The organism is Arthrobacter celericrescens (assembly GCF_003614925.1).
GTDB classification, from domain to species: domain Bacteria; phylum Actinomycetota; class Actinomycetes; order Actinomycetales; family Micrococcaceae; genus Arthrobacter; species Arthrobacter celericrescens.
In genome coordinates, this window is sequence record NZ_QYLP01000022.1 from 19,920 (window position 1) to 33,022 (window position 13,103).

Sequence of the window (13,103 nt, forward strand, 5' to 3'; positions counted from 1 at the left end):
CATGGCCAGCGCAGCAGCACATCCCTCCACAACGGGCGTATTCGACACCGGTACATTCGGAACCGTCCGGGGCGTCCTTTTCGACATCGACGACACCCTGGTGGATCTCGAGTACGCGTTGACCACGGCGCTGCGCGAAGTCAGCGAACACCTCCTGCCCGGCATGGACACGGCCGGGTGGGAGAAGTTCGGGCGGATCTTCACGCACGAGACGACGCACATCTATGACCGGTACCTGGCCGGCGAGCTGACCTTCAACGAGCAGCGCCTGCTCCGGGGACGGGCGGCACTGGGGCACTTCGGCGTCGAACTCGCCGATGGCGAGGAATCGCACGCCTGGGTCACGGAGTATGCCCGCCTGCAGCCGAGCTATGTGCGCGCTTTCGACGACGTCGTTCCCGTCCTGGACGCGCTCGACGCCGCCGGGATTCCCTACGGGGCCGTGAGCAACAATGTGCACGATTACCAGCGGGTGAAGCTGGACAGCGCGGGCCTGTCCCGGATTTCGGTGCTGGTGGGAACCGACACCGTCGGCGTCCCGAAGCCGGATCCCGCGATCTACCTTGAGGGGGTCCGCCTCCTGGGCACCCGCCCGGAAGAGACCCTGTACGTGGGGGACAACCGACTGCTCGACGCCGACGGCGCCACCGCCGCGGGCCTGCGCGGGATCTGGCTCAACCGGGTCGGGGAAACCGCGGAAGGCTTTGCCGGCCGGGAGATCGATTCGCTGGCGAGGCTGCTGGCCTAGCCAGCACAGAGGGCCGCCCTACCCAAGGGCGGCCCTCTTCTGCGTCCGGATCACGTTCAGAAGATGCTCCGGGTCAAGGGGTGCTCCGGCGGCGCCGCAAGACCACGAACGCGCCGATGGATCCGGCACCCAAGGTGCCGACAACTCCGAGCGCCGTGGCCGTTCGTGAGCTGTCAGCCATCGACGACGGCGACACCGCTGCCGCGCCGCGGTGCAGCTCTGCCGTTCCTGCGGCGATCCTGCCGTTGCCCTCCGCGAGCTTCGCGGCACCGTCCGAGAGCTGTTCCGAGCCCGACGCGAGGCGGGTGCTGCCGTCCGAAAGCTTCGCGGCGCCGGCGGCCAGTGCACTGGACCCGCCGAGCAGGCCGGGGCTGGCCGGATCCCCGCGATCGCCCGTGATGCCGGAGACCAAGGCCCTGCTTCCCTCCGCCAAGCGGGCAGTTCCGTCCGTCATGCCGGCCGTGGCCTTCAGCAGTCCCGGACGTTCCGGATTCCCGGGCACGCCGTCCATGCCGGTCCTGATCTTCGCCGTCCCCTCAGCCAGTTGCCGCGTTCCCAGCACCAGTCCGGGAGCTGCCGGGTCTTCGCTGTTGAGCTTGCCTGCCAGGGTGGCGAAACCGGCGGTCAGCTTCCGGGAACCGGCATCCAGTTCGCCGCTCCCGCCGGCGAGCTGCGTGGTGCCCGCATGCAGCTGTGACGCCCCTGATTCCAGGCTCGCGGCACCGGCCTGCAAGAGGGCAGCGCCGCTGTCCAGGCGCTGGGCTCCGGCGTTCAGGGCATTGATCTGTTCCTTCAGAAGGCCGAGGGGCACCATCCCCTGGGCGCCGTTCGCGGCGTCGGCAAGCTTCTGGAGGCCCTGTGCCAGGGCCGCGGTACCGGTTCCCTCGGCTGGGTCGTTGTTGGCGCCGCGATAGCCCCTGAGCTGGACGGTGCCGGCGGCGAGCCGTGCCGCACCCTCATCCAGCCGGCGCGCGCCGTCGTCCAGCCGGGCAGCCCCGTCCTCGATCCGGGCCGCCCCGCTGCTCAGCCGGGTGGCGCCGTCGGCGAGGTTGTTCCCGGCGTCTCCGGTGCTGCTGGGGGTAAGGGCAGCGGAGAGCTGGCGCGCGGCCGCGGCAAGCCGTTGGGCGCCGTCGTCCACTTTGTAGACGCCGGGGGCCAGCTTCGCCTGCACGTCATTCTGGATCTTGAGGGCGCCGCGTGCCAGTTTCCCGGCGCCCTCGTTCAGTTTCGCGGCGCCCGGCACCAGTTTGCCTTCTATGCCGGACTGGATTGTCGATGCCCCTGCCGCGAGCTTTCCGGCACCTTCTTCGGCCTCACCGGCGCCGCGGGCCAGCTTCGCGGCGCCGTCCTTGAGTTGGACCGCACCTGCGGAGGCTTGGCCGGCGCCGGCATTGAGCCGTTCGGCGCCCGCAGTGATCTTGCCGGTCACCATCGCGTAGAAGGCGGCGAAGGCAACGAGGAGCAGGACAAGGATGCAGATGACGATGTTCCGGCCACGGCTTCGTGGCAGGGTCTGGCTGAGGTTACGAGTCAAAGGCTTTCCTCTCGACGTCTCCATGCCTGCGACGCTGCAGGCAAAGACCCCCATGTGGCTTTGGTTGGCATCCGGCCCAGGTCCGTGAGGGGCCATCGGATGCTCATTACCGATCGGTAACTTACCGAGAGTAAACTTAACCCCGGCGCTGGATCAAGGGTTTTCGCGGGCGCCCAATCGGGCTCCCCGGGGCTCCTGGATGGCAGTCGCCTGCCGATTTGTGCGCGCCGGGAGTCTCGGGTAAAGTAATTACTCGTGCTGAGGGGCACGGAGCGGAAGGTTGAAGCCTTCGGATCCGGTCCGAAAGCGCCAGTGGGATATGGTGTAATTGGCAACACTACGGTTTCTGGTACCGTCATTCTAGGTTCGAGTCCTGGTATCCCAGCTCTGGATAAACCGAGGTAAAACGAGGTTGTTCCGGAAGTTTCGATCGGTTCGCCGATTTGGAACGAAGCTGAATGTATGAAATAATGATTCAGCTTGATTGCGGGAAACGCAATCAGAAAAGTGCTTGGCCCCATCGTATAGCGGCCTAGTACGCCGCCCTCTCACGGCGGTAACGCGGGTTCGAATCCCGCTGGGGTCACAATGAAACGGCTCCGGGCATTTGCCCGGGGCCGTTTTTCAATTTCGGCAAATACCGGGATTGGATTCCTGCCCTGTTTGCCGTTCCTGTGTATTGGTTTGATCCCGGGCGCATGGCCGCTTTACTACTTCGGGCAGGCAGATAAAAGTCAAAGAATCCGGCATTGGCGCCGAACGTCCAAGAAGTTCGGGATTGTCACGGTTTTGAACGTGGTACACGGAGATCTTGTAACATACACATCGTGCTCGAACGCGGAAGGCCGACGGTGCACTGGTCGGGAAATCTACTGGGGAGAACGCGTGAGCATGGTTGAAAAGAAAGAACTCGACCTGGGCATTGGCAGTGTTGAGCGGTTGCTTGCCACCAGGGGACGGTCATCGACGCCGCCGCCGCCGAACGACGCGAAGATCAAGCTTGCCGACATGCTCCGGATCGGATACCACTCTGCGTCTCCGCAGCACCCTAGGCTCAAGGTCGCCACGATTGTTCACGACGAACTGTATGACGAGCTTGAAAAGTCGTACTCCGTCATGCCGCTCCTGCCATCGACGTTGGTCAATTCCGTCGATGCCGGGCAGCCCCGGATGATCGTCATCCATCGCTCCGCGTTCCAGGACGGACCGTGGTTCGGCGCGGAGGACGCCGCGGGTGGAGCAGCCGCCGACACCATCCGCAGGCTCCTGCCGTGGAGCAGGAAACGCCAGGTACCGGTGCTCTTTATTGAAAACGGAACACCCGACGGATATTTCACAAACATGCTTAGGGAAATCGGCACGGAAATCTTCCCCTCCGAACACTCCGGGAGCAGCGTGCCTGAGGGAGCTCCTCGGCGCGCAATATTCCAGATAGCGCTTCGGTTTGCCAAAGCTCCGTACGCACCGACAAACGAAGGCGGAATCTGACATGCGGGTGCTCTTTTGCTCGGCCTACAAGCCGGAATCGGCGGAAGCCGGCCATGCCCACTTCGCTGCAGTTGGAAGGCTTCTCGGAGCGCTCGGCAATACCGCCTTCTCGATGGTCGCGGCGTCGGCGGAAGTGGCGGAGCATCTGGACGCGCCGCCGGCCCGCACATTCCTCCATTCCGGGAGCGAAATCGAAACGGAGGCCGAGTTCATCCGCGGCTTCGCTTCGGCGGTGCACGCTGGATTCGAGCAGGACGACTTCGATCTCGTCCTCGCCGACGGACTGCTTCTCAACCAGGAACTCGCCCGCCGGGGGTTTCCCGCCGCGCGCCTCTGGTCCTTCCTGCCGGCCGCCGACGTTGCGTCCCGGACCAGCGCCGGTCCGGACGGGCTCGAAGCTTTGCAAGCCGTCGTGCAGTATTCGGGCTTCACGCTCGTGGAGGACGCTGCGCAGCGGCACGTGCTGAGGCAGGCCGCGCCGACAGCCAATCACCGGGTCCAGCTCGTGGACACCTGTGACGCCCGTAAGATGCACGCCATGCAGGGGGCGCAGCGCCGGGTCCTCCTGTACAGGCGGCCCGGTGACGAGGATGTGGCCGGCTGGGCCAGCCGCACCTACCGGATGGCAAGCTCTGTAGCCTCCGCGGACGTCCACGTGATCGTCCTGTGCCACGACGGTCTGTCGATCTTTGAATCCGTGGAGCAGGACTGCCCCGACGTCACGGTGCTGCAGCCTGCTACCGCCGCGCACCAAGTCGAGAACGGGCGGCTGCTGCCGCGCTTCGCAGCCTGGCATGTTGCCGTAGCTGCGTCGGACGTTGATTGTTGTGCGGTCCTCACCGATGACCTGGAAACGGTCGTATCCGGATTCACCAACAGCGTCCTGCGGCGCAAATTGTGGCCACTGATTGACTTTGGAAGCCTGGAAGAATTCAACCGGTCAAGCCAGCTTTTCCAGCAGTTTGCGGAAACTGCGTCGCGCCTTGTTTTTGTGAGGGACGAGGCCAGGGCGGTCCTTGAGTCGAGGATTCCGGCGGCGACCTCCAAGGGCGTCCTGCTTCCGACGCTTGGTTTTGGACCGGAAGCAACCCCTTCATCTCCTCCGTCGAACACCGAATCGGATGCGGAGCTTTTCCGCGACTACCTTGACAGGGCGGTCGCGGATTACGCGGCAGTTCCGCTCCTCCCCGTCAAGCGCCGCGTCCTGGTGGCTGGCCATGATTTCAAGTTTGCCGGTGAGCTCATCGACGTTCTGTCGCAAAGGCAGGACGTGGAACTGCGGGCGGACCACTGGGTGGCCCAAAACCAGCAGGATGAGGCGCAGAGCCGCACCCTGCTGGAATGGGCCGACCTCATCTTCTGTGAGTTCGCGTCCCATAATGCCGTTTGGTATTCGTGGGAGAAATTGCCGGGGCAAACCCTGGTGGTCAGGTTCCACGGTTATGAATTGTTTTCACCGTGGATCCAGGAAATCAACCTTGCAAATGTCGACCGGATCATTTTTGTCTCCGAGTTTTACCGGAACAAAGTGATCGAGGAACTGGGCTGGCCGCGCGAGAAGACCGCCGTTATCCCGAACGTGGTCGACGTCCTGGACCTGAACCGCCCGAAAAAGGACGGGGCACGCTTCCACATCGGCATCGCCGGAATCGTCCCGATCCTGAAGCGGCCCGATCGTGCACTGGACATCCTCGAGCAGCTGTTGGCCACGGATCCCCGGTACACGGTCCACATCCGCGGCCGGGCGCCGTGGGACTACGGATGGATGTGGCAGGACGAAGTCATCCGTGAGGCCTATGAGGCCTTCTACGAGCGGATCGCCCTGAATCCCGGGTTGCGGCGCCGGGTCGCCTTCGATGAATTCGGCCCGGACATGGGCCGCTGGTTCCAGAACATCGGGTGGATGCTGTCGCCCAGCTTCCGCGAAACATTCCACCTGGCCCCCGTCGAAGGCATGGCATCCGGCGCGGTGCCCGTGGTCTGGGAGCGGGAAGGTGCCGAGGAGATCTTCGGGAACGAGTGGGTCCACGAGGACACGTCGGCCGCTGTGGAATACATCAAGCGGGTCAACGAAAACCCCGAAGACTACGCCAAGGCCTCGGAGGCCGCGGTTGCACACGCACGCCAGTTCGACCTGGTGAAGAACGGGCACGAATGGCTGCGGCTCCTCCTGACCCTCGAAGGAACCCACTCGGGCACCCCTGGCGGGAACGTCACCGCCGAAGCCTCCGAGGGGCGTTTCCATGCGAAACCCAACAGCGTGTCCCTGTCGCGGCTCTTCGCCGTGCTCGAGCGCGACGGCGACCTGGACAGGATCCGGGAACTGGCCGCCGAGCACCCGGACCTCGTCGACCGTCCTTCGCAGCGCTTCCTGTTCGACCGGCGCTGGAAGGAGGGGGTCGAGGCGCTGAAGGATGAGCTGCCGCGGATCCCTGAACGGAGTGAGGGAGCTGCCTACCTTGTCAGGCCCGAAAGTGTCCTGTTCGTGGTCGACGAAACCCGCAGCGCGGCACCGGAGACGGCTTGGCCTGCTGCCGTAGCGGACGGTGTCGCCGGCGGCTCCTTGCACCTCGTGACTGTCGCGTCCGCGGCAATCAATCCGGCGTTCGACGCCGAGGACGAAGGACGCACGGAGATCGAACTGGGCGGCGTCGCTGCCGTCCGCATTCCACTCAGGAATTCCGCCGGGCTGCGGTTGCCGAAGTTCGTCCTTGCCGCAACGGACGCGATCGTGCGCGAGGCGCGCGCCTTCCGGCCGGCTGCCATCGCCGCGCAGGGTGATTTCTGGGTGGCCCTTCCGGCGCTGCTGGCGGCGCGCCGCCTTGGTGTGCCTTTCCTGAGTGAGGACCTGCAGGACGTTCCCGACGACCGGCGGGATGGCGAGCTTTCGGCCCGGTGCGCTGCACAGGCCGACGCGGCGTTCGCTCGAGGATCCGGCCCGTTGGCGTCTGTCTCCCAAGCGCAACAGAGCTACTCAGCGGCCCTCTCGCCGGCCATTCAGCGGGATCTGGCGTCCATGAAGGTCGGTGTCATCGCCGACCAGTTCACCAGCGCAACGATCGCACATTCCTTTGAGACGGTGCCCCTGTCCAGGACTGAAGGCTTTGTCCAGGTGGCATCGCTCGACCTCGACGCAATCTTCGTCGAGTCAGCGTGGGAAGGCCCTGACTACCAGTGGCGCCGCGGGGTGGCCTACTACCCGGGCGAAATTGCCGACCTCGAACGGATCATCAAGGTGGCCCGGGCACGGGATATCCCGGTGATCTTCTGGAACAAGGAAGATCCGGTTCATTTCCGGGCGTTCGAGCGCACCGCAGCGATGATGGACCATGTCTTCACGACCGACGCGGACATGGTGGGCAAGTACCTCCAGAACGATGAGTCCGTTGTGCAGACGGTTTCCTCCCTGCCGTTCTACGCCGAGCCCGCGATCCACAACCCGCTGCCCACGGACCGGCCCTACCAGCACACCGTCAGCTACGCGGGCACCTATTACGGGGACCGCTTCAAGGAACGCTCCGATGAACTCCACCGGATCCTTGATGCTGCCAAGCTCCACGGTCTGACGATCTACGACCGCCAGGTCAACGTTCCGAACTCGCCGTACCGGTTCCCGCCGGAGCTGGCTCCCTTCGTCCGTGAAGGCGTGCCCTACCAGGAGGTCCTGAAGGTTTACAAGGCCCATCCGGTGAGCATCAACGTCAACTCGGCGAACGATTCCCCGACGATGTTCTCCCGGCGCGTGGTCGAGGTCGCCGCGAGCGGGTCCGTGGTCCTGAGCGGCCGCGGCCGGGGGATCACGGAGCAGATCCAGGGCATCGAAGCGGGCGACTCGGATGAGCGCTGGGCAGAGCTGCTGTCCGGGTGGATGACCGACGAAAAGGTGCGGCTGGAAACCGCATGGAACCAGATGCGTACCATCACCCGCTCCCACCTGGCCGACCAGGCACTGACCATCGTGATGAGGACGGCCGGGATTCCCGTCGTCGCGCCGGCCCTGCCGGCTTATGCGGTGGTAGCCGCCTCCGGTGCCGCCGACGTCGAGGCCATGACCCGTCAAAGCTGGCGGCCGACGGTGGTCTTCGCGGACCATCTCGACGCCGGTGACCGCGCGACGCTGGAGCAGCACGGGATCGCCGTCGCGCCGGAGTCGGAGCTGGACAGCACCGACGTCGAGTGGCTGGCTAACTGGGAGAACGTGCCAAGCGATACCTACTTCGAGGATCTGCTGCACGCAACGCGCTTCGGTGACTGGGACCTCCTGTCCGCACGGCCCTTCGAAGAAGGCGCGGAGCCCGGTGGGCCCATCATCGAATTGGAGCGCTGCGGAACGTTCGCCGAAATCCGGCGCGCGGGTTCCGCGACGCCGGAAACGGACCAGTCCGCCCTGACGTGGGTTGTCATCCCGGCAAGGAGCTAGCTTTCAGGACTGCACCTGAAGCTGCTTATTGCAAACCCATGCCACAAGAACGAGAGAGCGACATACAAGTGGAAGAGCACGACGAGTTCTACGGCGTACCGGTTGTCCACCTTGAGAGCATCGACGGCTTCAAGCCCACAACGGCGGATGACGAAAGGATCTACACCCTCGCCATCGGCGATGGAATGACCCTGTCATTTCTGGTCAATTCCCAAAAGAGCGTCCGCGGCGAACTGCGCGCAGGATTCCACGCCGCAAAGGGGCCCAGTACGCCTGACGGCCGCTATTTCGCCCCGGTGGCCATTTCGAGGAATTCCCGTTCTCCGTTTGTGCTCTTCTCCGACCCGACCCTGACGCTTGCTCCTGCGAACAGGTTGTCGTGGTACCTCGGCACCCCGGCGGTTGATCCCGATGACTGGATGGAAGCGATCGTCCGCAAGGTGATGGCCGCGTCCGGTGCACGCTACCTGGTGTTGGAGGGCTCGTCCGCCGGCGGGTTTGTGGCGATGAGGATGGGCGCCAGGTTCGCCAACTCAGTTGCCGTCCCACGCATTCCGCAGACTGACGTCTTCCGCTACTCCATCCGCACGCCCATCCTGGAAACGCTGCGGGCTGCATGGCCAGGCCTGTCCTATGACGAGATCATGGCGGACTTCTCGCATCGGTTCCGTATCGCGGATCGCTACACAGACCCGCGCTGGAACAGGGGAAACCTGATCTCGTACGTCCACAACGCGGGCGACACTTGGCACACCGTGGAGCATCTCGAACCCTTCCTGGCCGAGCTCGGCGAGTCCTCCGGGGCATTCCTTGCCTTGGACGGGCGCGTCTCGATTTCACGGCCCTACGTTGGGGACGGACACATCGGCATCCCGTCCATGTGCTGGCCGGGCGACGCCGAGATTGCATTGGCACGGTTGAAGTCCCTGCGGCCGCTTGAAGGATTGCCGGACGGGGAAGAAGAAATGTTTGCCCCGCCTTCGGGGATGGAACGGTCCGAGCTCGCCGGAAGCGCGCGGCAGGATTCGGTGTCCAAGCACTTTACGTCGTTTTAGGCAGGCAGCCTGCCGCCGAATACAAACAAGGGGAGCCAGCCTGCCGGCTGGCTCCCCTTGCGGTTAATCTGAGATCTTTGCAAGCTCGTCCAGCAGGTGGATGGATACCCCGTCGACGAAATGGTACGGGGCGGGCCCCCACCTGTGCTTGCTGTCGGCTACGAGCAGCCGCTCCGGATAGTCGATGAAGCGGATCTCCGGATGGGCGGCGAGGTCGGCGTACAAGCGGTTGAGGACAGCGTTGTGGTGCGCGATGTCGGGCTGGTTGGGAAGCTCGGTGCCGTCGTCGGTGACTGTGGCCCAAAAGACCCGGTTCACGATGATCTTGGAGGCCGGGCATGCGGCGAGCAGCCGTTCCAGGCCCGCCTTCCAACGCTCGTAGTAGTCCTCTGATCCGACGCGCAGGAGCTGCTCGGACGTCGCCGTTGCCCCTGTCTTCTGCAGCTCCGTTGAATACGCGATCACGGTGTCCTTGTACGGCATCATACGGATCCGCTCGTCGATGAGATCCACCAGCAGATAGTCGAAGTCTGAATCCCTAAGCAGGCCGTCCAGCTGCTTGCTGACGTCTGCCTTGACCATGCGCCGCTGGAACGGGCTCTCAATGGAGTGGAGCTCCACATCGACGTCCTTCGGCGCCTGGGCGAAGGCGCTGCCGAACGGTGAACGCGCAATGTAGTTCACCAGCTCGAAGCCGTGATCCAGCGCAAATGCGTCCCGGGTGACGCAGCTGCCGTAGATGAAGAAGCGCGACGGGACCAGCTCATGCGCCGCCGCGGCTTCGAGCGAAAACAGTTCATTGTTGAAACCATCGCGGACGCGGACCTGCACAGTCAGTCCCGGTTGCGGGCCGTCGACCGGAAAAACACACTCGGTGTCGGCTGCGTACCACTTCGCGTTGGTGGCGGTGCCGTCGGCTTCCTGCGTGAAGAAACCGAAGCGCAGCCCGCCGTACCCCAACGGCACGTCGCCGAGATTGACGCGGGCGAGGGGGCCGCCGTCGTGTTCCATATCCAGGTCCAGCGACAGCTGCGTTTCGAGGTCACCCTTCAGATGACGCAGGTCCCGGGGCTCGAACCCAGGCTGCTGTCCGGGCACGAGGCCGGATTCCTTGAAGGAGGAGACCACGTCCCGGGCTGTCCGCGCAGGATCGAGCAGGTCCTTCACGAGCGACGTGACGCACTCCGGCGGGAGCGCTGCATGGTCGGCCCCGAAGTGGGTGATCCAGACTGCGTGGTTGAGCCCGTGGTGGTACAGGCCCCGGCCCTGGTGCTTATAACTGCCAGCCTCGATGAACGGGGCAGTGTGGACGGGTACGTGCCAGTCCGTTGCGTTCTGGATGAACACGGTGCGCTTGGGCCGAAGCCCTGCCGCCAGGTCCGGGAGAAGGGAGAGCGGCACTCCGGCGTCGGCGAGTTCCTGCCGCACCTGCGGCTTCCAGTCCTCGGACTGGACGGCTGTTCTTGTGCGCTCCGGAAACGCTGTCTCCAGGTAGTGCCGCACGAACTTCTCGTTGTATTCGAGAATGTCTGTTTGCGCATTCCACACGAAGACCGAGGCGAGGTCACCCAGCTTTTGGCCGTAGAAGAGGGCGGAGTAGCCCCCGCCGGACCCTCCCACGAGCAGGAGTTCGCGGCCGGCGGTACCGGAGAGAGCCCGAAGGACTGTCAGGAGCTGTTCGTGGAGGCGCTGGCCTTCGCTGCCCGTGTACCAGGCCAGGCCGAGTGTCTCGTGGAGTTCGAGGGAAGGATCGGACACCGAGATGTACGGGAAGCCGCCGGTAAGCGAGACATTCTCGCCCGAAAAGAACGGCCCGGCCTTGGCTTCGCGGTTCTGCACGGCACCGGAGAAGAACACCGGCACAGCAACGGAGGGTCGCTCGAAGGGCTGGCCGCTGATGATGAGGTCCAGGCTCGGGCCGCCATCGAGTTCAACCGTGTGCACCCCGTCGTCCCAGGTATCTTCCGCGCAAAAGGCGGCGACCGAATCCCACGTTATGTGCGGCGTCTTCCACCGCCCGTAGTTTCGCTCGAGCTTGGATGTCATTTCTTTGTTCCTCGCAGTTCGGAGATCTCGTTTTCCAGTTCTGCGATCCTCCGCGAGGACGATTCCTGGAGGCTGCGCAGTTCCTCCAAGAGCGCGCGGATCTCGGTGATCTGATCGCTTTCCGTCTCACCCGCAACGGGAGCAGGCTTCCGTGGCTCGCTCTCCCGGGGTTCCATCCGGCTGTTGATTTCCCGGAGGGCCTCCCGATGGAGTCGTTCCGTGTACCTGTTGGAGCGCAGGAGCCGGGAATCAAGGTCCTTGTGCATGTCCCGGATGGCCTGCAGCTGCAGGCCCTGGAAGCTCACGATCGCCGCCTGCTCCGATGTGGTCCGCGCCGGTGCAAGGATGTACGTCGGGGTTGCGTTGTAGACGCCCAGGCGAACATAGTCGATGGTCTCGAGGACGTCTTCGAGTGCCTGCAGCTCGGCAGGGTTGTTCAATTCGCATGAAATGAACGGTCGATCCCGCTCGATCAGGGCCAGGCCTCCACGGATGACCTCCAGGTCCATTCCCTCGACATCTATCTTGATGAGGGAGACGCGGCCGCTGATGGCTTCGTTGTCGAGGGATGTCAGCGGAAGGTCGCCGTCTTCGGATTGGACGAGTGTGGTCGCGCCCAGGTTCGATTCATCGAATTTATTGATTCGTGCCTGCCCTGGCGCGGCTCCGACTGCGAATGGACGGACCTCGATATTCGTATCCGCATAATTGATTTCGACGTTGTGCAGCAGGCACTCGAGGGTTGTTTCAACCGGCTCGAAAGCGATGACGTTGCATTGGAGAAGTTTCGCAAAGTACAGCGAGTGGTTTCCGATATTCGCTCCGACGTCCACCACGAGGCTTCCGGGCGAAAGAACCGGGGCCACGGCGTCAAGAAACGGGCGTTCGTAGAAGTCGCCGGTGGTCCTGATGACTTTGCTGATGTGGTCTACCTGCGACGGCAATTCGAATCTGACGTCGACCTCGCCGGCACGGACTGTCACAATATCGGACTTCATCAATCCTTCTGCCATTTCAACCAGCTCCTCTTGGACCCGGCGCTCGATTCGTCAGGCTCTCGCCGCAACGTGGTGGGCCGGACCTTCGTTTGCCCCCAAGACGGGAAGCCTCCCGCAACGTCATGCAATGCTATCGCTTCCGCCGCGGGCGTCCCGCCAGATGTCGGATCCCGGCGGACCCTGTGCCCCGGTTCCGTTACAGCTGCCCGACGGCGTCCTGCACCTTGATCATCGTGCGCAGGTTCCGGGTGGTGGTCGCCGCCTTGTAGCGGGCCTTCGCGGTGATCTTACTGAAGGGGCTGTCGAGGGTGCCGCCGGCAGGAGCCAGCCAGGCGATCGCCTCGGGGCCGAGCCGCTTGAGGTCCACGCCGCCGTCGGCCGCGCTGCCAAGGGCGGATCCGGCGTCGAACAGCTCATCCAGCACCGCGGCATCCGAGGAAAGTGTGACGTAGCTGTGCGTGGACTTGTCATCCGGGGGATAGGGGCACGCCTTCACCAGTTCGGCCACCCGTGCGCCGCTCAGCACAACCACCCAGGCGTCGTAGCCGAAGGAATCGCGCAGGCACTTTTCGAAGCGCTCCTTGACGTCGGATGCGTTGAAGTCACTCCTGAGTACTACATTGCCGCTGGCCAGCAGGGTTTTGACGCCTTCGAAGGGAAGGCCGCCAAGGGCTGCCTTGAGTTCGGCCATCTTGATGTTGATTCCGCCTACGTTGATTCCCCGCAGGAATACCGCATAGCTGTCCATGCGCCCCACCCTACAACGCGGGTTTTCGCAGCCTGATGCCGGTATCATCGGCAGGACATCGGTAAG

General features: G+C 64.1%; 8 protein-coding genes and 2 tRNA genes. 6 read left to right on the top strand and 4 right to left on the bottom strand.

Annotated features, from left to right (window positions below):
- The first annotated feature begins 1 nt into the window (after position 1).
- Positions 2-748: an HAD family hydrolase gene (locus tag D3654_RS04850; RefSeq protein WP_120520400.1), complete on the top strand. Its 747-nt coding sequence runs from the start codon at positions 2-4 to the stop codon at positions 746-748.
- A 73-nt stretch (positions 749-821) separates the two neighbouring features.
- Here D3654_RS04850 and D3654_RS04855 read toward each other — a convergent pair whose 3' ends face one another.
- A complete protein-coding gene (locus D3654_RS04855) occupies positions 822-2,282 on the bottom strand; it encodes a hypothetical protein (protein WP_245413091.1) in 1,461 nt (486 codons plus the stop codon).
- Between the two features lie 313 nt (positions 2,283-2,595).
- On the opposite strand from D3654_RS04855, the gene D3654_RS04860 reads away from it, so the two are divergent.
- The 5 genes from D3654_RS04860 to D3654_RS04880 all read left to right on the top strand — a co-directional run bounded on the left by D3654_RS04860 (position 2,596) and on the right by D3654_RS04880 (position 9,245).
- Positions 2,596-2,667: transfer RNA gene (locus D3654_RS04860), tRNA-Gln, on the top strand.
- 128 nt (positions 2,668-2,795) lie between these two features.
- Positions 2,796-2,868, top strand: a tRNA-Glu gene (locus D3654_RS04865).
- 299 nt (positions 2,869-3,167) lie between these two features.
- Entirely contained in the window at positions 3,168-3,770 is a 603-nt protein-coding gene (locus tag D3654_RS04870) for a hypothetical protein (RefSeq protein ID WP_162943617.1), read from the top strand.
- Position 3,771: 1 nt separating this feature from the next.
- The gene (locus D3654_RS04875) at positions 3,772-8,190 is read left to right on the top strand and encodes a glycosyltransferase family protein (protein WP_120520402.1); all 4,419 of its coding nucleotides are present in this window, start codon (positions 3,772-3,774) and stop codon (positions 8,188-8,190) included.
- 38 nt (positions 8,191-8,228) lie between these two features.
- Positions 8,229-9,245 (top strand): hypothetical protein, encoded by a 1,017-nt coding sequence (locus D3654_RS04880; RefSeq protein ID WP_162943618.1) that lies wholly within the window; start codon positions 8,229-8,231, stop codon positions 9,243-9,245.
- Between the two features lie 63 nt (positions 9,246-9,308).
- Here D3654_RS04880 and D3654_RS04885 read toward each other — a convergent pair whose 3' ends face one another.
- The 3 genes from D3654_RS04885 to D3654_RS04895 all read right to left on the bottom strand — a co-directional run bounded on the left by D3654_RS04885 (position 9,309) and on the right by D3654_RS04895 (position 13,037).
- Positions 9,309-11,291: a DUF6270 domain-containing protein gene (locus D3654_RS04885; RefSeq protein ID WP_120520404.1), complete on the bottom strand. Its 1,983-nt coding sequence runs from the start codon at positions 11,289-11,291 to the stop codon at positions 9,309-9,311.
- Entirely contained in the window at positions 11,288-12,289 is a 1,002-nt protein-coding gene (locus tag D3654_RS04890; RefSeq protein WP_162943619.1) for an FkbM family methyltransferase, read from the bottom strand. The genes D3654_RS04885 and D3654_RS04890 overlap by 4 nt, the downstream gene beginning before the upstream one ends.
- 196 nt (positions 12,290-12,485) lie before the next feature.
- Positions 12,486-13,037, bottom strand: a complete 552-nt coding sequence (locus D3654_RS04895) for a DUF1697 domain-containing protein (protein ID WP_120520406.1) — start codon at positions 13,035-13,037, stop codon at positions 12,486-12,488.
- Positions 13,038-13,103: the final 66 nt, after the last annotated feature.

Excerpts from the sequence above, each read along its gene's own strand:
- D3654_RS04890 (WP_162943619.1), bottom strand. The coding sequence starts at position 12,289 with ATGAAGTCCGATATTGTGACAGTCCGTGCCGGCGAGGTCGACGTCAGA.
- D3654_RS04880 (WP_162943618.1), top strand. The coding sequence starts at position 8,229 with ATGCCACAAGAACGAGAGAGCGACATACAAGTGGAAGAGCACGACGAG.
- D3654_RS04885 (WP_120520404.1), bottom strand. The coding sequence starts at position 11,291 with ATGACATCCAAGCTCGAGCGAAACTACGGGCGGTGGAAGACGCCGCAC.
- D3654_RS04850 (WP_120520400.1), top strand. The coding sequence starts at position 2 with ATGGCCAGCGCAGCAGCACATCCCTCCACAACGGGCGTATTCGACACC.
- D3654_RS04895 (WP_120520406.1), bottom strand. The coding sequence starts at position 13,037 with ATGGACAGCTATGCGGTATTCCTGCGGGGAATCAACGTAGGCGGAATC.
- D3654_RS04875 (WP_120520402.1), top strand. The coding sequence starts at position 3,772 with ATGCGGGTGCTCTTTTGCTCGGCCTACAAGCCGGAATCGGCGGAAGCC.